21 protein-coding genes are annotated in these 22,106 nt (G+C 50.5%); 12 read left to right on the top strand and 9 right to left on the bottom strand.

The window, feature by feature from the left end; all coding sequences use genetic code 11:
* The first annotated feature begins 125 nt into the window (after positions 1–125).
* The 3 genes from TERTU_RS14070 to TERTU_RS14060 are packed head-to-tail and all read left to right on the top strand — an operon-like array spanning position 126 to position 3,635.
* Positions 126–1,703, top strand: a complete 1,578-nt coding sequence (locus tag TERTU_RS14070) for an alpha/beta fold hydrolase (RefSeq protein ID WP_015817171.1) — start codon at positions 126–128, stop codon at positions 1,701–1,703.
* Between the two features lie 10 nt (positions 1,704–1,713).
* Entirely contained in the window at positions 1,714–2,466 is a 753-nt protein-coding gene (locus TERTU_RS14065; RefSeq protein WP_015817750.1) for an ABC transporter ATP-binding protein, read from the top strand.
* On the top strand, positions 2,463–3,635 hold the full coding sequence (locus TERTU_RS14060) for an ABC transporter permease (protein WP_015820482.1): 1,173 nt from the start codon (positions 2,463–2,465) through the stop codon (positions 3,633–3,635). Before TERTU_RS14065 ends, TERTU_RS14060 begins: the two co-directional genes overlap by 4 nt.
* 93 nt (positions 3,636–3,728) lie before the next feature.
* Here TERTU_RS14060 and TERTU_RS14055 read toward each other — a convergent pair whose 3' ends face one another.
* Positions 3,729–4,916, bottom strand: coding sequence for an alginate export family protein (locus TERTU_RS14055; protein ID WP_015819008.1), 1,188 nt, complete (start codon positions 4,914–4,916; stop codon positions 3,729–3,731).
* Between TERTU_RS14055 and TERTU_RS22035 the strand changes: the two genes are divergently transcribed.
* The 8 genes from TERTU_RS22035 to TERTU_RS14020 all read left to right on the top strand — a co-directional run bounded on the left by TERTU_RS22035 (position 4,855) and on the right by TERTU_RS14020 (position 13,366).
* Complete coding sequence (locus TERTU_RS22035) at positions 4,855–5,082, top strand: hypothetical protein (protein ID WP_187148818.1); 228 nt, start codon at positions 4,855–4,857, stop codon at positions 5,080–5,082. The two genes, TERTU_RS14055 and TERTU_RS22035, sit on opposite strands and share 62 nt — an antisense overlap.
* 994 nt (positions 5,083–6,076) lie before the next feature.
* A complete protein-coding gene (locus TERTU_RS14050; RefSeq protein WP_228378161.1) occupies positions 6,077–6,655 on the top strand; it encodes a GspH/FimT family pseudopilin in 579 nt (192 codons plus the stop codon).
* Positions 6,643–7,155: a type IV pilus modification protein PilV gene (pilV, locus tag TERTU_RS14045; protein WP_015817253.1), complete on the top strand. Its 513-nt coding sequence runs from the start codon at positions 6,643–6,645 to the stop codon at positions 7,153–7,155. Before TERTU_RS14050 ends, pilV begins: the two co-directional genes overlap by 13 nt.
* A 15-nt stretch (positions 7,156–7,170) precedes the next feature.
* Complete coding sequence (locus TERTU_RS14040) at positions 7,171–8,292, top strand: PilW family protein (protein ID WP_015817492.1); 1,122 nt, start codon at positions 7,171–7,173, stop codon at positions 8,290–8,292.
* A gap of 3 nt (positions 8,293–8,295) precedes the next feature.
* Positions 8,296–8,829, top strand: a complete 534-nt coding sequence (locus tag TERTU_RS14035) for a pilus assembly PilX family protein (RefSeq protein WP_015819896.1) — start codon at positions 8,296–8,298, stop codon at positions 8,827–8,829.
* A gap of 38 nt (positions 8,830–8,867) precedes the next feature.
* On the top strand, positions 8,868–12,605 hold the full coding sequence (locus TERTU_RS14030; RefSeq protein WP_015819046.1) for a pilus assembly protein: 3,738 nt from the start codon (positions 8,868–8,870) through the stop codon (positions 12,603–12,605).
* Between the two features lie 13 nt (positions 12,606–12,618).
* The gene (locus TERTU_RS14025) at positions 12,619–12,921 is read left to right on the top strand and encodes a hypothetical protein (protein ID WP_015819617.1); all 303 of its coding nucleotides are present in this window, start codon (positions 12,619–12,621) and stop codon (positions 12,919–12,921) included.
* Positions 12,922–12,940: 19 nt separating this feature from the next.
* Positions 12,941–13,366, top strand: coding sequence for a type IV pilin protein (locus TERTU_RS14020; RefSeq protein WP_015819838.1), 426 nt, complete (start codon positions 12,941–12,943; stop codon positions 13,364–13,366).
* 11 nt (positions 13,367–13,377) lie between these two features.
* Here TERTU_RS14020 and TERTU_RS14015 read toward each other — a convergent pair whose 3' ends face one another.
* Positions 13,378–13,848: a CYTH domain-containing protein gene (locus TERTU_RS14015; protein WP_015818089.1), complete on the bottom strand. Its 471-nt coding sequence runs from the start codon at positions 13,846–13,848 to the stop codon at positions 13,378–13,380.
* Between the two features lie 150 nt (positions 13,849–13,998).
* Between TERTU_RS14015 and TERTU_RS14010 the strand changes: the two genes are divergently transcribed.
* A complete protein-coding gene (locus TERTU_RS14010; protein WP_015816793.1) occupies positions 13,999–14,871 on the top strand; it encodes an SMP-30/gluconolactonase/LRE family protein in 873 nt (290 codons plus the stop codon).
* A 123-nt stretch (positions 14,872–14,994) separates the two neighbouring features.
* Here the strand turns inward: TERTU_RS14010 and TERTU_RS14005 are convergent, their stop codons facing one another.
* From TERTU_RS14005 to TERTU_RS13975, 7 genes are all read right to left on the bottom strand, one after another.
* Positions 14,995–16,740, bottom strand: a complete 1,746-nt coding sequence (locus tag TERTU_RS14005) for an alpha-amylase family glycosyl hydrolase (protein WP_015818420.1) — start codon at positions 16,738–16,740, stop codon at positions 14,995–14,997.
* Positions 16,741–16,761: 21 nt separating this feature from the next.
* Entirely contained in the window at positions 16,762–17,985 is a 1,224-nt protein-coding gene (locus tag TERTU_RS14000; protein ID WP_015819827.1) for a glycosyltransferase family protein, read from the bottom strand.
* Between the two features lie 26 nt (positions 17,986–18,011).
* Positions 18,012–18,848 carry an HAD-IIB family hydrolase gene (locus tag TERTU_RS13995; protein ID WP_015820566.1) on the bottom strand — a complete coding sequence of 279 codons (837 nt, stop codon included), beginning with the start codon at positions 18,846–18,848 and terminating at the stop codon, positions 18,012–18,014.
* Positions 18,841–19,752 (bottom strand): phosphoribulokinase, encoded by a 912-nt coding sequence (locus TERTU_RS13990; RefSeq protein ID WP_041590251.1) that lies wholly within the window; start codon positions 19,750–19,752, stop codon positions 18,841–18,843. Before TERTU_RS13990 ends, TERTU_RS13995 begins: the two co-directional genes overlap by 8 nt.
* A gap of 184 nt (positions 19,753–19,936) precedes the next feature.
* A complete protein-coding gene (locus TERTU_RS13985; RefSeq protein WP_015820174.1) occupies positions 19,937–20,386 on the bottom strand; it encodes a GatB/YqeY domain-containing protein in 450 nt (149 codons plus the stop codon).
* Between the two features lie 138 nt (positions 20,387–20,524).
* Positions 20,525–20,740, bottom strand: coding sequence for a 30S ribosomal protein S21 (gene rpsU / locus TERTU_RS13980; RefSeq protein ID WP_015817302.1), 216 nt, complete (start codon positions 20,738–20,740; stop codon positions 20,525–20,527).
* Positions 20,741–21,008: 268 nt separating this feature from the next.
* On the bottom strand, positions 21,009–22,004 hold the full coding sequence (locus TERTU_RS13975) for a 2-hydroxyacid dehydrogenase (protein WP_015817161.1): 996 nt from the start codon (positions 22,002–22,004) through the stop codon (positions 21,009–21,011).
* Positions 22,005–22,106: the final 102 nt, after the last annotated feature.

The raw sequence follows: 22,106 nt of genomic DNA, 5'->3' as shown, positions 1-22,106 counted from the left end.
CGACCGCTAGATTGGGCTGGCGTGAGGAACAACCGGATGCAATTTTGCTCCCGCAATCCGCGCACTCCGTGCAATGGCGGGTATTTTTTGGACAAGGATTTTCGCAAACAGTTTAAGGAGTTTTAGTGACGCGATCAGCGCTGGTCTTATCCCTTCGAAATCTATGGAATCCTGCCATTAAAGCGGTGCTGGCTGCTGCAAGCTGCTGGGCGCTTGCCGGCGCTGTTAACGCCAGAGCGAACCCGGTTGAGGACGCTTTTCCTGAGTTCGACAATGTCACTTACCTCGCTGGGGGAGAAATCTCCATTCAAGGTGCGGTGCGTTTCCGCCCCTGCAGGGTGCACGACCCGGATCGGCAACACTATCAAACCATGGATTGCGGCTACTTGGTTGTACCAGAGAACCCCGCAGCACCCGCCGGTCGCCAACTGACACTTTTTGTTGGCCGGCTCCCCGCGATTGCTCGAGAAGCACAGCCTGATCCGCTGCTGGTTATTGATGGTGGTCCGGGCAGTGCCGCCAGCGAAACCTTTATCATGCCTGGACGCGGACTGGAAAAAATACGTCAAGATCGCGAAATGTATATTGTGGACCAGCGAGGCACGGGGAAATCCGGTCGTCTGGACTGCGATGTGGACGAGGAGCAGATGCTCGAAGATGAGTTGAAACTGGCCAAATTAACCCGTCAATGTCTTGCGCAGCTTGATGCAGACCCCCGTTTTTACACCACGATGATCGCAGTAAACGATTTGGAGCTGGTACGCCGAGCTCTGGCGTTCGAGCAATGGAACATTTACGGGGTGTCTTATGGTACACGTGTTGCCCAGGAGTACTTACGGGAGTTTCCCGGCTCAATTCGCACGACGGTGTTGGATGGGGTATTGCCACCCCAGATTACGCTTATGCCGCGCATTGCCTTGGAGAGCCAGCGCGCGCTCGAGCAGTTAATAACCCGCTGTGCAAACAATAGGGATTGCAGCACCCGCTTTGGTGGTTTGGAAGCGGGAATAGCGTCTTTGTTTAGCGCACTGGAACAACGCCCGATCACAGTTGTGGTGGACCCATTTGTTTCTGCTGAGGACGGCACCTACACGCTGGGAAAAGACGAGTTAACAATGCTAGTGCGCTTGTCGTTGTACAATTCAGCAACACTCGCAATTTTGCCACTCACGTTGCATGAAGCCTACGCAAATAATAACTTTTTACCACTGGCACGAAGCGCAAAGAAACTGCTTGGAAAATTGGAGAATACTTTCGCCAACGCAATGCACAACAGTGTGATGTGCAGTGAGGATTTCGTTGGTTTCGACCCAGCCAGCCTCGAAAATCTGCACTTGGAGAACACTTATATCGGGGCTGATCAAGTCCGCGACTTTATGACTCTGTGTGAATTGTGGCCCACTGGCGCCGTCGGGCCTAATTTCAAAGAGCCGGTAATGTCCGACGTCCCCGTGTTGTTGATCTCGGGTAGCGTTGACCCGATTACACCACCGGAATATGCAGTGCTGGCGGCTAAAAATCTGACTCAAAGTCACCAGATAGTGGTCGAGGAGTTTGGGCATGGGGTTGCTGCCATCGGCTGTATGCCACGTCTTATGGCCCAGTTCGTTCAACGCGCATCCGCTGCAGGGCTTGATGAACAGTGCCTTAACGTGCTTAAACCTGACCCATTCTTTATCGACTTTAATGGCCCATCGCCCTAAGGAAATACTTGTGATCGAGGCAGTGCAATTATACAAATCGTTTAAACGCAAGGGGAAAAAGGGTGCAGTCCATGCGGTGCGCGACCTCTCGTTTGGTGCGCGGGATGGGGCTATTACCGGATTACTAGGCCCGAATGGCGCGGGTAAATCGACCACCCTGAGAATGCTGGCGACGCTATTGGTGGCTGATCATGGCCACGCCATAATTGATGGCATCGATACGGCGAAACAGCCGCAAGAGGTTCGGCTCAGCTTGGGATATTTGCCGCATAATTCGGGTGTTTATCCGCGTCTTACCGCAAGAGAGAATATTGAGTACTACGCGCGCATTGCTGGTTTGGAGCGCAGTCTCGTGCGTTCCCGTACCGATAAACTCATCGAATTGTTAGATATGGGGGAAATCGAGCACCGTCGTGCCGATGGGTTTTCTCAGGGGCAAAGAACAAAAATTGGTCTTGCTCGAGCCCTCGTCCATGAGCCCAAAAATTTACTGTTGGATGAGCCAACAAACGGGCTGGATGTTATGGCAACACGGAGTTTGCGTAAAATTATTCGTATGTTGCGCGACGAGGGGCACTGCATCATTTTTTCGAGCCACATCATGCAGGAGGTGGCTGCGCTCTGTGATCACATTGCGATAATCTCGGAGGGCACCATTGCGATTGCCGATACGCTTCCCCGTATCCTCGAGACGACGGGCCAATCCGATTTGGAAGATGCGTTTGTGGTTGCCATTGGCGAATCTCTGGAGGCTGCCGAATGAATCAGATTTGGACCGTCGCTTTAAAGGAAATAAAAGATAATATCCGTGATCGAAGAGCGTTTTTCTTTGCACTCATCTACGGCCCGGTGTTAATGCCACTGTTGATGGTTGGGCCAATCCTGTTCAGCGCGAAAAACAATGTTATCGATTTCGACGCTACCAGTGATCTTTATGTGGTGGGCGCTGAACAGGCGCCCAATCTGATCCAGATGCTCCTGCAGAACAACCTGGTCGCAAAGCCGGCACCGCCAAATTTTCGCGAGAAACTGCGCAGCGGAGAGTTGGCAGTGGTGTTGGAAATTTCTGATATTTACGGCGAGCGGCTGCGTGAGGGAAAGCCTGCGCCATTATTTGTGTACGTGAACCATTCAAGTAAAGACTCCCTGAAAGCAGCTAATCAACTCAAAAGTGTATTGAGTCGCTATAGTGCGGAATTGGGGTATTGGCGGTTGAATGCTCGGGGGCTTAGCGCTGACTTGAGCACGCCGATAAAACTGGTGGAAGAGGATGTTTCCAGTCAGGGCATCAGTGGAATGTTGTTCGGTTTTATGGTGTATTTCCTGATTATGTTCACCATGATGACCGGAGGATTTTATCTGGCGGTCGATATCACTGCTGGTGAGCGAGAACGCAATTCGCTGGAACCCTTACTTTCCTTGCCCATCGCGCGTTGGCGTTTGGTGACCGGGAAATATTTGGCAATTCTGGGCTTTGTCGCTACGTCTGCGAGCCTCGCGGTAGCCTGCGTGTATCTGATATTTACGCTGGTACCTATGGATGATCTTCACATCGTGTTGAATCTGAGCGGCACAGCGCTTGTGCAGTCTTTTTTAGTTGCGCTGCCCTGTATGTTTTTTGTCGCGGCACTGTTGCTCGCAACGTCCGCTTATACGCGTACGCCAAAGGAAGCACAAACCTATATCAGCATTCTTTACCTTTTGCCAATGGCGCCAATCCTCGTTAAGCAACTGAGTGATGCCGCAATGTCCGGGCCTTTATTGGCGCTACCTTATCTCGGCCAGTTTTCTCTAATTGATCGCATAATTAAAGCCGAGTCTTTTAGCCTTGCGGAACTAAGCTTCTCTGTAGGTGGCACACTGTTGTGTGCAGTTGTTTTAATTGTGGTGGCGCTTTCGCTGTACAAGCGTGAACAGATACTTCGCGATTAGCAGGGTTCAGATTGAGCAAATAATAGCGCTAATTCCCGAAAAAGCCGGCGTTGAATCGCCGGCTTTTTCGGGTCGGATGTCGAGTTAGTCGAGTTACAAGGTGAACTGAATCATCGCCCAATATTTAGAGGTATCTGTTGCAAAATCGTCGGCGCTATAGTTTGCATACTTCAGTACGACTTTAGTTTGTTTGTTCACCGGAATTGCCACAACCGCATCCAGTTCGGTTCCGTAGTCGATGCTGCCAACATCGCTGCTGTAGGTATGATAAGTGACCTGGAAATTTATTCCCCCTGGCTTACCGCCAAATCCAACATAGGTATCTTGAATGCCTGTATTTGGGGTATTAAGGAATTTATCATCCCAACCCTGGAATTTGTGCAAGGTTGCCAAGGGGGTGGAAAAGGCTTTGGTACCGTCATCGCTGCCCAGCACTTCGTAGCCCAGGTTCCACTTAAAGTTAGCAGGGAGTGCTCCACCCACATCCACCAAGTAGTAGTCGGCGCTGTAGTCTGTTGGATTATCCCCGGTGTCTTCTTGGGTGGCATAGCTTGCTGTCAAATTAACCGGGCCGAATTTTCCGCTGTAGCGCACGCCGAGTGTGTTGCTGGAATTCGCAATGGCATCCTCAAAGTCGAGGCTGTAGTAAAAGCCGGTAAGTTTATGATTGCTGTTAAAACTGTAGGCGCCGTTTAGTAAGCCGATATCACCTCGCCAGTCGGCATTCGGGCCTTCCGGACCAAAAATACGATTCACATTCAGGATATAGCTGGTATCCAAGGAGAAGCCACCAGCTTTATAGGTCAGACGAGCACCATCATAGGTTTGCTCATTTTGTCGCCAACCTACGCCACCGACAAAGCGTTGGTCGTCCAAGAGAATACGTTGGCGGCCACCCATCACGCTTAAGCCGCCATTTTCAACTTTGACAAACGCCTGGTTCAAATCGGTGCCTTTTGGGTCCGCCACAACAGGATAATCAGACTTGCCATTAACAGTGCTGTTGTAGTTCGCAGGGCCGATTGGACGTGAGTCGTCCATTTCCAACTTGAAGGACACCGCTCCCACTTTACCGCTCTCAAATGTGAGGCGGGTGCGCAGGGTGCTGGCATCTGCGGAATTATCAATGCCATCCTGGTCGACGAATTCGTAGCGATATCGCAAGTCCAGACCGGTCTTACTTTCTTTCATTAAAGTTTCCAGAGCGGATTCCGCATACGTGGCCTGTGCGCCAGTGGCCGCGATTACGCTTGCAGCTATGAGTGTAAACTTCGAGTTCATGGATGCTTCCTTCAAGTCACTTGGTGATGTTTTAAAAAAGGGCGATATCCCCATCTACAACGCGCTAGTGGAAAAGCGCTTTTTATTAGTGCATTTCAAAATGTCTGGGCGCTCCAATCGTCAACACGCCCTCTCCATTCAATTTGCCGCCAAGCCATCTGCATAATGTGTTCCCAAAATAAAAAATTCCTGCCCTGTCTCAGGGCTTGACTTATGTGCCACTGCGATGAAAAGAAAAAAGTAATTAAATAACAACATGTTATTTAATTACCATTTTTCGCTACGGCCAGTATCGGATAGGAGTTACGTTCTGAATAATTACTAAATTGCAAATTTTGAATGCGGATTCGCACTCAAATATATGATTTTGTGACTATATGTGGTGCAAAAATGCTGTTGAATGGTGCTTTTTATGTTCAGTAATGTTGTGATGATGTGATTAGTAGAGGGTCTATTTGGTTCGGTTTGCATCCCATCGTGCGCAATTGAAGTGCGTTTTCGTGCTTAGGGGGTTGCTCAGCCATGGCGGTATCTTTATAGGTTAAGGCTGTTGCTACTCGGGGTATAAGAAATAAGCAAGATATGTCGATAGCGAGAGTCGGTTAGCACAGACTGTGTGAACGGTGAACGTAATGTCAGAGCTTCCTGGCAGTACATGCCGCAATTGGCGGCAGAGTGTTACGGTTTCGACGGCCAACATTGGAAGGTCAACAGTGGCCATACTTATGGCGCGCAAAGTTTCACTAGGCCGAGAAGTGAGTGAATTTCTTCATAGCGATGAACACTTAATTGGCGCATAAATATAATATAATGACATATAAAACATCTTAAATTTTTGTTCAATGGCGCCCTCATGTCGGTCAAGACGCCTTTAAATGTGACGCGAGCAAGCACAAAATGTCTACCGTGTCACTACCGTAATGTGGTCAAAAAAGCATTTTTTGTTGCAATTTTAGGTGGAATTTTTATATTTATATCGTTAAAAGGAATATAAAGTCGTAAATATTTGCTATGTATGGAATATAAAGCCTGTCAAGCCCTCCTTTGGTGCCGAGATACAACCGTTAATCTTCTCTACGTTGGTCAATCGTCAAGCGGTTGCTAAGTTACGGTTAAAGCAAACCAGTAAACGAGCGCTTGGCCGCGCGTTAAACAGTGTTATGAAATCGATCCCAGTAAATGCGAATCAAAGCGGGTTCACCATTATCGAGTTGATGGTGGTGGTCGCTATTGCAGCAGTACTTATGGTGCTAGCGGTGCCAAGTTTCGAAGACAGCTCCGCAAAGAGCGCTGTTCGCGCCGGTGTGAACAACTTGCAATCCGATCTGGCGTTTGCGCGCAGTACGGCAATTACCCGCTCACGCCCCGTTGCGATCTGTGCGAGCGATACCAGCGCAGGGCGTAACTGTGGCACCGGCGATTGGAATGAGGGTTGGCTTGTGTTTCTCGATCCAAATTCCAACGGCGCTTTAGATGCAGGAGAGGAGTTGGTGCGTATAGGTTCTGCACTGGGAGCACGCGTGAGTATATCGCTGGATAACCCCGTGTTGTTTAACGGGAGGGGAATGAATTCCGCGGTGTCTGAATTTGTTTTTTGCCGAGCAGGGAGCACAGAAGCGATGTACGCGCGCTCAGTGCTCGTCAATCTGGGTGGGCTGGTGCGCGCTTCGCGCGATAGCGATGGTGATGGCATCCACAACGGTGGCGAAGGCGGAGGTAACCTCTCATGCGGCGGTTAAATGCACCTGGAGGTCGCGCGCAAGGTGGCTTCACTCTTATCGAGGTGATTATTTCTTTTGTTGTGCTCGCTGTTGGGCTGCTTGGCGTGGCATCCATGCAAAAGCGCGGTGTTGAGAGTAATCACAATGCTTATTTACGCACACAAGCTGTTTCGCTCGCGAATGATATGGCCAGCAGGGTACGGGCAAATACCGCGGGCATGGAGGCTGGTAATTACAATGCGCCCGCAGCGCAGGAAACCGCTGCATGCCTGGCCGCCGGCTGTACTGCGGCGCAGATGGCTGGCAACGATTACTTTGAGTGGTCGCGAGATATACAAAACATGTTGCCTCAAGGTGAGGGCGTCGTGTGTTTGGATTCAACGCCGGACGATGGTAGTGATGCGGCAAATGCGGCTTGCGATGGTGTGGGTACGGAGTTGGCGATAAAAATCTGGTGGGACGCGATCCCTAGAGATGGAACCGTCGACCAGCGTTATGCCATTGGCGTCGACATTTAACAGCAGGTGTTATTGATGAAAATGAGCATCTTTAATAGTCGTGGTTTAACGCTGATAGAAATGCTGGTAGCTATGGCGGTCGGCGGCATTATTCTGGCGGGTGGCGTTGTGGTCTACAGTGATCAGGTGCAAAGCTCCAAGCGCTTATCAGCATACTCCACCTTGCAAGAGTCGGGTCGGGTGGCGCTGGATATTATCGAACGCGATATCAGAATGGCAGGTTTTAAAGGTTGTTTTAGTACCGCGGAAGAAATTGAAAATAATATCGCCGGTGGCGGCCCTGCAACATTTCAACCGCAGTTCGGTGTGCAAGGTTGGGAGGCTCCAAACACGGCTAACGGTGAAACCATAGCCAATGTCGGTACGAATACCGCTGTGGTCGCGACTAATTCAGGCGGTTGGCTGACCACCGCTGGCAACGTCATCGATACCCTAAACGCGATTCCTACGTCCGATATTTTGCGTGTCTGGAGCGCTGGCGATCAGGAAATGGTGGTTGAAAATATTGCCTACGGCGCGGCGCCTATTGCCGATGTCAGCGATAGCTACCAAGTTGACGCTGGGGATTTTTATATTTTAAGCGATTGCCAGCAGGCGATTATTTTACAGGCCTGTGCCGTCGGCACTAGCGGCGCTAACTCGCGCTTAACGTTCAGCGATAGTTGCTCTCCCGGCAACGACACACCCATCCCCGAACTTGGCGACAACCCATCGTTAACTCGCTTGGTAGGCGCCACTTATATTGTTGGCAAGTTAAGCAACAACTCTCGCAACCCCCCATCATTATTTCGTGCGGAAATGGCTTCGAATGGAGTAATCGGCAATCCGCAGGAGTTGGTTCAAGGCGTGGAAAGCATGCAATTGCTCTACGGTGAAAATCTTGATGATGATAATTTTCGTAGTGCTGATGTGTATGTGACTGCGAACAATGTTCAGGATTGGAACAACGTTATCAGTGTTCGTGTTTCGTTGCTGTTGCAGAGTATCGATAACAATCTTTCTGAAGGGCCAGTGCCATACACGTTCAACGGCGTCACATACGATGGTGCGGGTAATAACCCAGCTGTAGCGGATAATCGCTTGCGCCGCGTATTTACGCGCACGATTACGCTGCGTAATCGAACGCTCGGGAGTTGATGAATGTACAAAGTCCGCACCACACAAAATCAGCAGGGCGCAACTCTGGCCGTAACCTTGGTCCTCCTCCTGATCGTTTCTGTCCTGGGTATCTCTGCGGTGCAGTCCTCCCTGGTCGAAGAAAAAATGTCGGGGAATTTGCGCGACAAACATATTGCGTTTGAAGCGGCTGAATCCGCGTTAACTGTAGCGGAAGGATGGCTCGATGAGCGCGAGAATTACCCAACGCCAACGGCGGCAGGTACAAACAGGGTATGGAATTTTGGCAGTCCTGGGAATTCCGAATGGTGGCACACCAATAGCCTCTCCTGGTGGACAAATAACGCGATCAATGCCCCGACGAATACCCTTCAGCAAGCGGCGCCCCGGTACATTATTGAAGAGCGCGCTTTCACCCAGCGCGGCGAAAATCTCACTATCGGCACCGGCGCTGTTCGCCAGGGCAAATATTATTACCAGGTCACCAGTCGTGGGAACGGGGGGAGTGCGAATACGCAAGTACACCTGCGAACCACCTTTGTTAAACGCTACGACTAACGCCAGTGCATCGGCCAGAGCGATCGACGGACATTGTTATGAAAAACTTATTTACTCCACGCAGATTTGTCTTAAGACTCGCCACGGTTGCGCTGGCGTTGTTGCCATTCAGTGCGCAAAGTGAACCCCTGGATCTGGCCGACAAACCGCTGTTCTTAGGTATCAGCACAGACCCGAACGTATTTTTTGAGCTGGATGATTCGGGTTCTATGGATTGGAGTGTACTGACCGCACCTTATTTCCATTTTTGTCAGTACGACCGCGATGCTCCTGGAGCAGGCGGCAGCGGAGATTGTGTGACCAGTAAGATGGCTGATGGTTTGTGGTCATCCTATGGCGACAACAATTATCGCACTTACCGCTTTATGTTTGACAACGCAGACAACCTTTACAACGGTTGCAATGGTAACGCGACAAATGTGGAAGGCTGCGGCGGTTTTCAAACGGTGTTAGATAATGATTGGCGTGGTGGTTCTGCCGACTTCAACGTGATGTATTACAGCCCGTTTGTTGACTACCGCCCATGGCCTGGCACAGGCTTGGCCGACGCTAACTTTTCTAGTGCTCGCAGTAACCCGCAGCCGGAAATTGCTGCAATTGCTGAACGCCAGCAAACCGAGACCGAGTATTACATTCCAGCGCAATCTCGCCGCTGGGCGCAATCAGGCTACAGTAACACGCGCAATTTGAGCGGCTTTGTGTATTACGTGTGGGTCGATTCACACGGTTATTCCGGTGATCGACCACGTCGTGGCTCGAACATTAACCGTACAGATGGATCCAACGGTGAAATTGACCTTTGGGATAACTACTATCGATATACGGTGTATGGCAATGATATTAGGCGTGAAAAAATAGAATGGAGCGTTACCTCCTGGGGTAATAGCAAAGGTCGCCTTACTCCAAGCGTGACCGAGACCGTCACTTTCAGTGGCAATAGCGTGGAGCCCAATCCACCGCAGGGTCAGCCCGCTCGTAGTGCAAACGAAATTCGCACGAATATCGCTAACTGGTATAGCTATTCCAGGAAGCGCTCTTATGTTGCTAAATCTGCGATTGGTACGGTGGTTGCCAGTTCGCCCGCGTTTCGCTTTGGTCTCAGCGTGTTAAACAAATCCGATGCGTTGTTTCACGATATGCCTTCGGCGGATATTTATCGCTACACGGGTGTGAATACCCAATTATTGAATGATCTGTACAGCTTTCGCTGGGAATCATACGGTACGCCACTGCGGAACGGGCTAAAAATGGCCGGCCGTTACTACAAAGGCGAAATAAACAATCACCCAAGCCCGATTGTGCAAAGTTGCCAACAAAACTTCACGGTGTTGTTTACTGATGGTTACTGGAATGGTGGCGACCCAGGTGTTGGTGATGCCGATGGCAATGGCCGCAACAATACCGTAGCGGACGTGGCGAAATACTACTACGACCGCGACCTAAGCCCGTTGAGCAATGATGTGGTACCTAACGCTTCAGACCCGGCGACTCACCAGCATATGGTGACCTTTCCGGTTGCCTTCGGTTTGACAGGAAATCTGGAAGATACAGACGGCGATGGTTGGCCAAACCCCGAGCTCGATGAAAATGATGAGTGGGGCGGTGATCCATTTGGCTCGGACCTCTCAAAAATCGATGACCTTTGGCATGCCGCGTTCAACAGTAAAGGTGAATATGTTTCCGCTAAAACACCCGAAGACGTTGTTAACAGCCTGGTGAGTGCGCTGAGTGAAATTTCCGGGCGTAACGCGTCTTCGGCATCCGTTGCGACCAGCACCGGCCAAATTTCTTCAGACACCGCTGTGTTCCAGGCCCAATTTAATAGCGGTGACTGGTCGGGGCAGCTCTACTCTTACTCACTGAATGCTGACGACAGTGTGAATGTGGCTACCCCAAACTGGGAAGCGAGCCAGGTGCTTGATACGCAAAACTTCAACACCGGCCGCACTATCATTTCGCACAACGGCACCCGTGGTATTCCATTTCGCTTTCCCGGCAACTACCGCTCGCGCGGTGCTAACGAAATGTCAGATTGGGATCTGTACTTCTTGATGTGGGACTCCGCCCCCTATTCACTATTAACTAACGATGCCGGACAAATTGCCGCGAACCAGCAATATGGGACTGACCTGATTAACTACCTGCGCGGTGATCGTTCCAATGAAGGCGGTAACTCCGGTGATTTGCGCCCGCGCACCACCGTGCTTGGTGACATTGTTGCGTCGGACCCAAAATATGTTGGTCCTCCAGCGTTCGGTTACCCGGATGACCTGGAGTCTGCAAGCTACGATGCTTTCCGCACCGCACGTGCTAACCGCGCGCCGATGGTATACGTGGGCGCAAACGATGGAATGCTGCACGGCTTTGCAGCGGCTAACGGTCAGGAAAAACTTGCCTATGTTCCCCGCCCGGTGTTCAAAAACCTGCACAAGCTGGCTGAGAGTCCCTACGATCATAAATATTTTGTAGACGCTGCTCCAACTGTGGTCGACGCATTTTGGAATGGGGCATGGCACTCTGTACTGGTGGGAGCACTCGGTCACGGTGGCCAGGGTATTTTCGCTCTGGATGTGACTAACCCAGCCAGCTTTTCGGAAGCGAGTGCGAGCAATATAGCACTCTGGGAGTTTACCGATAGCAACGATTCAGACATGGGTTTCAGTTACAGCGAGCCTTCTATCGCGAAGATGGCGAACGGACAGTGGGTAGCCGTATTTGGTAATGGCTACAACAATACCGAAAATGATTTAGCGATCAGCGCCAGTGGTCATGCCGTGCTCTATATTGTCGATATCGCAACCGGTGCGCTTGTGAAGAAAATCGATACCACAGTTGGCGATACCACAACGCCTAACGGGTTGGCGTCGCCAGCGCTGGTGGATGTTAATGGTGATTATGTTGTTGATTACATATATGCCGGCGATTTGCGTGGCAACATGTGGAAGTTTGATGTTACTGACACCTCTCCGAACAACTGGGACGTGGCCTGGACCAGTGGTGGCAACAAATACCCGCTGTTTAATGCTGGTATTGGCCACCCAATAACGACACGTCCAGCTGTTGGCTTACATCCTACCTCCGCCGGTCAGCTCGTGTATTTTGGTACAGGAAAATATATTGAGACCCACGACAATACGGCAGATTTGCAGCCGGATCAGAGTTTTTATGCGATCTGGGACAAAAACCTAGATACCGGAGTGAGTGTTGCAGCAGTGCGTCGAGCGCAGTTGCTAGGTCAGGAAATTACCAACGAAATCACCACGACCATTGGTGGCTACAACTACGATTTGCGCTTAACCTCGGACAACCCAATTGATTGGAGCAGCCACTTGGGTTGGTATATCGATCTGGTAAACCGCAATGCCAGTCCGGTGGACAACTTGGGTGAACGCCAGGTTACTGAGTCTTTGTTGCGAAACGGACGAATTATTTTCTCTACTCACGTACCGAGTTCCGCGCCCTGTTCGCCAGGCGGAAGCAGCTGGTTGATGGAGTTGGATGCGTATACGGGAGGTCACCTGGACGAAGCGCCGTTCGATCTGGACCGTAACCATGTGTTCGACGATGCGGATTACGACTACAACACGCCTGGTGTTGAGGATGTCCCCCCCGGTGGCTTGCGCCCTCAGGAAGGCATTATCAGCTCCCCTGGTGTATTGCGTGACAACAATCGTGAAGTTAAATACTTGAGTGGTTCGACTGGCGCTATCAGTGATTTCGCTGAGAGCACCGGTGCTCAGAATATAGGCCGACAATCCTGGCGCGAGCTGGAATAGGAGAATGACGCCGATGAAAAAGATTTTAGTCGTAATTGCTTTGCTACTGCCACTGCAGGCGTTTTCTCAGACTTTTTCTGGGACGCTTGAGGCGTTCGCTTTTCCGGGGTCGACTCTGGTAATTGATGGCGTGAGTTATAAATTCGATCCGCAAATTAAAATTTATGTGAACGACACCTTGGCACCAATGGATGCCGCCCGGGCGAACCAAAAAATAGACTATAAGATAGAGGTTCGCTCAACGGGTGAAAAGTTCGTCTCAGAGATGCGCTTTTTGCTGACTGAAGCCGAAGCAGAAAAGTATATTGTTCACTAAAACGAAGCAGAGTAGGTTTATGAAACATTCCGTTAAGCGGCAGCAGGGTTTTACCCTTGTCGAAATTATGATCGTTGTCGTTATTATCGCGATTTTAGCGGGTATTGCTTACCCGTCTTATCAAACCAGCGTGCGCAAAGGAAATCGTGCTGAAGGGATCGAAGCGTTGCTGAGTGCGGCCCAACGCCAGGAAATGCTGTATTCGCAAACCAACGCTTATTCCACAAACGCACAGCCGTTTGCACCTGTGGCTGCCACCGAAACAACACCCAGCGGAAATTATGTGATCTCTGTGGCGCGCGGCGACTGTGGCACCAGTGCGTGTTTTCGTGCAACTGCCACTGCTCAGGGCGTGCAAGCGAACGATTCTGAATGCTTAACATTAAGCATCGATAACCTGGGTAACAAAACGTCTACCCCTGCAGGCGGCCGTTGTTGGCGCTAGATATCTTGGCGCTAGATAGCTGGGGTGCCATGCGCAGCTAGCGCAGCGTTGCGATAGCGCGGATCGTCGGTTACTTCCTTGGCGAAGTTAAGAGGCGGAGAATAGGTTCGCGCTAATTGTTCATCATTAAATTCCACTTCCATCAGTAGTAGCCCCGAGAGATCTCCGAGATACTTGTCGATTACCATTTCTCCCTCGTCAATCACCCGCGTATAACGCAGTTTTTCGATGCGCGCTTCTGCGGTAAATGGCCACAGGATATCAAATAGTGTTTTGTCAATTTCCTGTTCATTCTCCTCTCTTACCAGTCCGGTTCCGTGCTTGGCGGTAAGTGTGTACTTATTACCTTTTTTTCGAATGCGCAGATCTTTATGTTGATCCTTCTGCAAATAACCTTGCAGGATGGCGGCGGGTTGCGGCCAGGTGGCAATGTCGGCGGGTAACTCGTTTAGTAAAAATTTGCGTTCTATCTCTTCGCTCATCAAGTCGGCTCCTCACGTCTGCGGCAGTCTCGTCGCAGCATAGGCAGCTGCAGTTGCGCCGTCAACTCGGTGGTGGTTTGGTTAAACTCGCATGCGAATTGGTGTAGCATGCCTCAACTAAGCCATGAGCCGAATCGGAGTGGACAATAAATGAGCGACGTTCAAGTAGCGCTAAAAACCAATGCAAACCTGGGAGAATGCCCTCGTTGGGACGAGCACGACCAGCGCCTGTATTGGGTGGATATTAATCAAAAGCAACTGCATCGTTTTAACCCGGTCACCGGGGAAGATGATTTTGTTCAATTTGAGGAAGAGATCGGCTGCTTTGCGCTGCGCGCGCCTGGCAAAGGGTTCGTAATGGGCATGCGGTCAGGCTTCAATTTTATGGAAACCTGGGGAGCTGCATTGATTCCCATCGCCGACCCGGAAGCCGAACTCACTCACAACCGGTTCAATGATGGACGTTGTGATGCTCGGGGTCGATTCGTTGCAGGTACGGTATATCCGCCGAAAGATCGCGATGGCGCAAATCTATGGAGTTTGGATACAAACTTGACCGTCTCAAAACTCGCCGATGGCTTGTTAACGTCAAACGGTGCTGCGTTCAGTCCCGACAGTGCGGTGTTTTATTATTCAGACACACCAAAACATGTGATCTACCGCTGTGACTACGATATTGAGACGGGACAAATTAGTAACCGCGAGGTGTTTCATCAGTTTGAATTCGGTAATGGTCGACCCGATGGCGCAGCGATAGACGTAGAAGGCTGTTACTGGACAGCGCTCTACGAGGGTGGGCGAGTGGTGCGCTTAAGCCCCCAAGGCGAAATCCTGCAGGAGATTGCGGTTCCTGCTCGCTGCCCAACTATGGTGGCCTTTGGTGATGAAGATATGCGAACCCTTTATATCACGACCGTCGGCAACCGCCCGGACGAGGAGCTTAAGGACTACCCAGATTCTGGGTCACTGTTTAAGGTGCGCGTGGAAACTCCAGGAATAGAAGAATACCGGTTCGGCGCTTAATCTTAAGTGCTTAACCTGATAAGCAGTTAGCGTTTATTGCAGTACGGGTGATGTCGAGTTAGCGGTATTACCCGTACTGCCCAGGGTTCGGTTTTATTTCCCCAGCCCTTTTTTGCTGGTTTATTACACCCCGGGTTTGTTGGTAAGCCAAACGAAGTCATAGGGCCCAAGCACCAGATCTTTATGCAAATCGGTGTACTTTTCACCGCTCACCAAGTCTTCCCAAGTGTTTAGGCTGATCAAGTTGATCGACGAGAGGGGTATGGCAACTTCGGTATCGCTAATATTGTGAATACAGAAAATGCTCTGATCACGCTTCAGACTCTGTCGCCAAAAGCCAAATACCTGTTCGCCCAGATGCAAGGTAAACTGAGTAGCATTTGGATGAAATGCCGGCTGTTTAATCCGAATGGCCAGTAGCTCACGCATGCGCTGCAACACTTTGCAATGATGGCTGTAGCCGTCGTCCAGTTTCTCGCAAAGTTCGTCGTAATCCCATTTATAGCGGTTGATTGTGCGGTTGTGATTGGTGAGATCGACACCCTCACTGTAATTGTTGGTGGCCAGAAAGCTGTGGATGTAAATGGCTGGCACGCCTTCGAGCGAAAACATAATGCCGTGCGCACAAATAAATCGCTCTATTTGCCACTTGTCTGGCCCCCGCACGGTACCTTGCAAAGCGTCGAACAAGGTCACGTTAATTTCGTAGGGCTTAGGCCTACCCCCTTCCGCAGTTCGCCAGGAGATGCGCGCACCGAAATTCTGCATGGTGTTTGCGAGCGCATCGATTTCCTCTTCGTTGAGCAAACCCTCGGCCGGACGCAGGCCAATTCCGTCGTGAGAGGCGATGAAATTAAGGAAGAAGGTACCCATCTGCGCTGGTGGCATACTCATCTGCCACATCTTTAAGTGGTTGCTATTCCCCGTTACCAACGCGTTAACTAACAACGGAGGGAGGGAAAAATTGTAGACCGCGTGGGCTTCGTTGGCGTTGCCGAAATAGGAGAGGTTCTCGTGATTGGGAACGTTCGTTTCGGTAATTATGATGGCATCGGGTGAGTGGTGCTCAATCAAAGTACGGAACAGGCGGACGAATTCATGGGTCTTGGGGTGATTGATGCAGCTCGTGCCAATTTCCTTCCATAGAAATGCAACAGCGTCCAGGCGGAAAGTGCGTACGCCACGGTCCAGGTACAATTTAATGATGCCGACCATTTCACACACAACTTCGGGATTAGCGAAGTTGAGATCAACCTGGTCTGGACTGAAAGTACACCACACATGGCGTTTGCCGTTCAGAGTTTCTACTTCGCGTAACAGTGGTGTGGTTCGTGGCCGAACAACCTCAGAGAGATCGGTATTAGGGTCGGTTTCGATAAAATAGTCGGCGCCTGGGGACTTGCGCTGTTTAAAATTGTCGAACCAGCCGCTACGGCTCGAACAGTGGTTGATAACCAAATCCGCCATGAGGTTGTATTCTTTGCCAATTTCGACAATATGTTCCCATTCGCCGATAGCATCGTTAACCCGCGTATAGTCAATAACCGAAAAGCCATCGTCTGAGCTGTAAGGGAAAAACGGCAATATGTGGATACCACTTACCACGTCTTTCAGCCGCTCATTAAAAAACGTGTGCAGGGTTTCCAATGGTTCCTCACCATCACGGCGAATACTGTCACCATAGGTGATGGTGAAAATATCTTTCTGACTCCAGCTATTCGCATGCACGCCTGGCTTCATGCAGGATCCATCCAGCTCCATAATCGCCATCAGGCGGTCTGCGAGTTCACCGTTGTCAGCATTTGGATAAATGAATGACAGGTGGCTTTCAACCAGGAACTTGAGTTCTTTTTGTATGGCGTCGGTCATATGTGAATTTTCACCTCTTATTTATTTGCCGAACTCTTCCATGTCGTCAGTTACAGCCTGATTGATGTCGTGCAAGATATTGGGGATAGCGCTGATTACCCGATTCCAGCAGGGCATAAACGGTTTTTCCATGGGGTTGTCCAGAAAGTTGTGGCCCGCCGCCAGAATATTTTTTGCGAACATCTCTACCGCCTGCTCTTCGGAATGAACGTCCAGTTTAAGACCGTTCATGCGCGCGTCGTTGTCGTAAGTTTCAATAAAATCCAATGCGATTCGAAAATAGGTCGCTTTAATAGAGCGAAAAGTTTCCGTGTTAAATACCACTCCATTGGTCGCTAATTTACGGAACAGGGCTTTGGAGATGTCAATCGACATCTTAGAAAGTCCACGGGCGGCATCTTCAGGTGAAAGCTCCTGGTGCTTGTGGTCATAGTTGTCAGCAATATCTGCCTGACACAGCCGGTTGTTGGCGAAGTTGCGGTGCACCTCTGACAGAACACCGATCTCCAGGCCCCAGTCGCTGGGAATGCGGATATCGCTGATTACATCGTGCCGAAAACTGAACTCGCCTGCGAGTGGGTAGCGAAAACTGTCGATATAGTCCAGGTAGTCATTGTGGCCGAGTGTTTTCTTCAGCGCGCGGATAAGTGGCGTTACCAAGAGCCGACTTACTCTGCCGTGTATTTTCCCGCTGGCGACGCGCGCGTAATATCCTTTACAGAATTCGTAGTTGAACGCGGGGTTGGCTACAGGGTAGAGCAGGCGCGCCAGCATGCTGCGATCGTAGGTTACGATGTCGCAGTCGTGTAGAGCAATAGATTCGGTTTTACCGCTCGAAAGTGAGTAACCGAGGCAAAACCAAACGTTGCGCCCTTTGCCAGGTTCTAGCGGGGCAAGCCCCTCTTCGCGCAGTTTTTTATCGACGGCCTGCAGTCTCGGGCCGTCGTTCCAGAGAATTTTAAAGTTCTGATTCAGCGGTTTGAAAAATTGCAGTGCATGCCGGTATTGGTTTTCGTCGGCACGGTCCAAACCAATGATGATTTCGGAAAGGTAGTCGACTTTACTGAGTTCGTTGACAATATTGGGGAGCGCGTCACCCTCGAGCTCGGAGAATAGCGAAGGCAATACCAGTCCCATGGGGCGGGTTTTGGAAAATTCACGAAGTTCATCTTCCATGGCCTCGAGTGGTCTCTGCTTGAGGTTGTGAAGTGTGGTGATTATCCCGTTCTGATAAAAATCGGCCATAGGAATATCCTGTTTCTACCTTATTTCTAATGTTGTAATAAAGACTGAATTGCTTCGTTCCAGCCTTCTGGTCCGAAGGCGCTCGTACGTATCTGAACGCCTTTACTGTTAAATTCGGGGAAGTTTTGTACCGGTGATCGCACCAGCACAGCATAATCGGCAACCTGAAGCATCTCGATATCGTTGGGGCTGTCGCCCAACGCGATTATTTTTGGAAAGGTCTCGCCGTTCGTGGCAAAAATGTCTGCGAATCGGGTGACGGCATAGCCTTTGTCGGTATCGCCTAACACATGTACAAATCGGCCACCTTTTAAAATACGGTAGCCCTCCGCTTCAAGCTGAGCCTTAAATTCTGCAAATGCCGCGTCTGTATCTTTCCAGACCAGGGGTTCGGAAAAGCGACGCTTCATGGCTTTACGTGCGTTCTCCTCGGGCAGACCTGTGTGCTGGATAAGGTCTGTCAGCGTCATGTCTGCGAAGCCGCTGAACTGCCAGCCGTTGGCTTCGCGCAATTCGTGCAAACGCGCAACAATGGCCTCGCGATCCGAGCCCAGTGTGCACTGCCAGAAGCCTGCAACTTGTTCAGGCCGGGTATCAGGTTGGGGATAGGTGTTCACGGGTAAGAAAAGCCCGGAGCCATTTTCCACGATAAACGGTTCGACGATTCCCAAAGCCTTTTGCAGCTCAAGCACCTCCTCGAAGGTTTTACTGGTGTTGATGATGATTGGAACCTCTGCTTCCTTAAGTGCCTGCAAGGCTGGGGCTGCGGCCTGCCAGCTATAGTCATGGTGGTCCAGGAGGGTGCCGTCAAGATCGGTAGCAACGATCACTGGCTCAGTGCCAATAGGCGTTGGGTTAAGCATAGTCGTCCCGTTGAGTCATTTGCGTGATGACGTGGTTTTGATCGAGATGAAGCGTCCAGTCCGCCTGTTGCGGCAGAGTTTGCAGCCCATGTTCTGTCAAGCGCTGATAGTGGCTGATAAACCGCTCGACCTGCTCTGGGGAGAGAATTTTACTTTTCATTTCTGCACTGGCGTTTGCCAGTGACGCGGCGAGCTTTTGTTCTTGCAGCAAGCGCCATTCGTAGACACAGGCGAAGGAGGGGGCTTTGAGTACGGCAAGCGCATTCAAGCGGCTGAAGAGGTCGTGGTAGTCTTTGGCCAGGGCCTGGTTGACATAGTGTCGCCAACGACCGTCAGGGTCTTCATCCGCTTCCAATCGGTTCACTGATGTGGTGAGTTCATCTTCCGATTGAGACTGCATCCCTACGCACCAGCCTTCAAAAATAATAATGTCGACAGGTTGTGATACGCGCGTCCAGGCGGACTCCGGTTCCCGGTCATCTATCGCCTTATTAAACCGCGGAAGTGACAGGCTCTGACCTGAACTCAGCGCTTTTAGCTGGTCAATGGTATTTAGCGCAAGCTGAACGTCGTGAGTACCCGGCACACCACGTGTTTTGAGCAGCGGGTGGACGGTGCGTGCAAGCGAGAGTCTTTCTTCAAGGGTGAGATAAAAATCGTCGATAGATAGTGCGACCGTGTTGAGCTGGTGATCGGTCGAGAGAATGACAGTGAGAAAGTCCGCCAGGGTGCTTTTGCCACTGCCTTGGGTGCCCTGAACGCCCAGTACAAAGGTACTGCCCAGCGCTTGATGCTTGCCCGCCACAGCCTCGGCGAGAGGGCGGTACCAATTATCGACAATGCTGAAAAAGTTGTCTGGTAGCCGATTCCTTTGAATAGCCACATTTATATGATCATGCACCATAAAAGATAGTGTCCCCAGGCTTTGCACCACAAAAATGCCTTATATTGCCTTAAAATGGTGCTTTTTATAGGCTTGATTGCCTGATTGGTGATGCCTTTTAAGGTATAGAGCAATAAACGCACCAATAGAGGTAGCGATTGGGGGGGCGAATTCTGGGAGAATCGAAAGGGGAGTTTAGCGGTGGTTAACCGAGAAGGGACTTAACCTGGGCGCTAACTTTGCCAACGTCTGCGCGACCTTGAATCTGCGGTTTTACTAGAGCCATGACTTTGCCCATGTCACGCATGGATTCTGCGCCCGTTGCGGCAATTGCTTGCTTGAGAATCGACAGAATATCGTCGTCACTGAGAGGGGAAGGGAGAAATGACGATATTACGTCAATCTCGAACGTCTCTACAGCCGCCAACTCAGGTCGCCCTGCGTCCTGGAATTGTTGGGCTGAGTCTTTGCGCTGTTTGATTTGTTTATCGAGTACTGCGAGAACGCGCGCATCGTCTAGTTCGATACGCTCGTCTACTTCGATCTTTTTGAACTCTGCCATTACCACACGAAGAACACCAAGTCGTTCTTTGTCCTTGGCGCGCATTGCGTCTTTTACTGCTTGTGAAACACTTGCTTTGATTTCACTGGCCATAGTAAAGAGCCTGCATCCCCTGCGTGTTGGTTGAGTTTCTAAAGACCGGCTACCCGGTAAAACTATGTTCTAACGTTATAAAACAAAGCGCCAATGTTGGCGACTTCACTAATGTTAGAACTGGCACTAACTCTCAGGTTAGTACAGGCGCTGAAACTTGCGGTTTTCGCGCTGAACCTTTTTAGCGTGACGCTTTACAGCGGCAGCTGCTTTGCGCTTGCGTACGGAAGTGGGCTTCTCGTAGAACTCGCGACGGCGAACTTCGGCCAGAACACCGGCTTTTTCACAAGAGCGCTTGAAGCGACGCAGGGCAAAATCAAAAGGTTCGTTTTCTTTCAGTTTTACAGAAGGCATAGATTAACCTGTAATTGTTTCCATTTATATCCGACGTATAAAAACGCCGAACGCTCGTATATTCGGGGTGCCGAATTCTATACACATACATTTTTAACTGCAAGGGAAAGTTGTATAAAAATTGAGTTCCGTATATTTGGCGTCTGGATCAACAATATTGAGTATATGGAAAGTCGGCGACAACGTTCCGGCTATCGCCTTGCATTAGCGGACTTTACGCTGCTAGTTGCTCTCTGATCGAGGTTTAATTGTTCTTTGAGCTGGAGGTCTAAGCCTTCACCAGGCACATCTTATCGAGCTCGTTATTCTCGAAGCTTTCGATGTTAGAGAGAGTGACTTCAGCAATTGCCTGCAGGGCTTCATGGGTGAAAAATGCCTGATGACCTGTGATGACAACATTCTTAAAGGTGGTTAGCCGGGCGAACACATCGTCCTGTAGCACTTGGTCTGAGTAGTCTTCGAAAAACAGCTCCGCTTCTTCTTCATACACGTCCAGGCCGAGGTAACCTACTTTGCCGCTCTTCAGGGCGGTAATGATTGCCGGAGTGTCGATGAGTCCGCCGCGACTGGTATTGATGACCATCACGCCCTTTTTCATTTGTGACAGGGAGTTACTATTCACAATATGGTAGGTGGAGCGAACCAGCGGGCAGTGGAGGGAAATAATATCCGATTCCGCCCACACGGTTTCCAGGGGAACTATCTCTGCGCCGAGTTCTTTTAGGGCATCAGAAGGGTAGGGGTCGTAGCACAAAACGCGGCAACCAAAGCCCTGCATGATTCGGATCATCGTCTGGCCAATTTTTCCTCCACCGACTATCGACACCGTTTTACCGTTGAGATCGAAGCCCATTAATCCACTTAAGGAGTAATCGTTTTCGCGAATACGTGAGAAAGCGCGGTGTATGTTGCGGTTCAGGTCCAGAATCAGCGCGACAGCATGTTCTGCCACCGCGTTGGGTGAGTATTCGGGAACGCGCGCGACGAGCAAATTGTGTTTTTCGCAAGCCTCGAGGTCGACATTGTTAAAGCCTGCGCAGCGCATGGCGATAAGCTTGATATCGTAACTGGCGAGCTCTGCTGCGACCTGCTGATTGATCACGTCGTTCACGAAACAGCAAACCGCATCGTAGCCCTTAGTGAGTACAGCAGTCTGTTCCGTCAGGTGAGGCTCGAAGAAGGTAAATTCCAACCCGCGCCCTTCATTGGCTTGGTTTAAGTGTTCAATGTCGTACGATTTGGAACTGAAAACAGCAACTTTCATCCTGGAACCTCAATTAGCTTTGCGGGTTAGTATATCCGATTATTTTGCTGGGTTAACCCGTGTGTCCGCAATTTAGGTGGTGAGTTCGACGGACGTATAGTT

The organism is Teredinibacter turnerae T7901 (assembly GCF_000023025.1).
GTDB lineage: Bacteria > Pseudomonadota > Gammaproteobacteria > Pseudomonadales > Cellvibrionaceae > Teredinibacter > Teredinibacter turnerae_B.
This window is presented reverse-complemented; position numbering and strand designations above follow the sequence as displayed.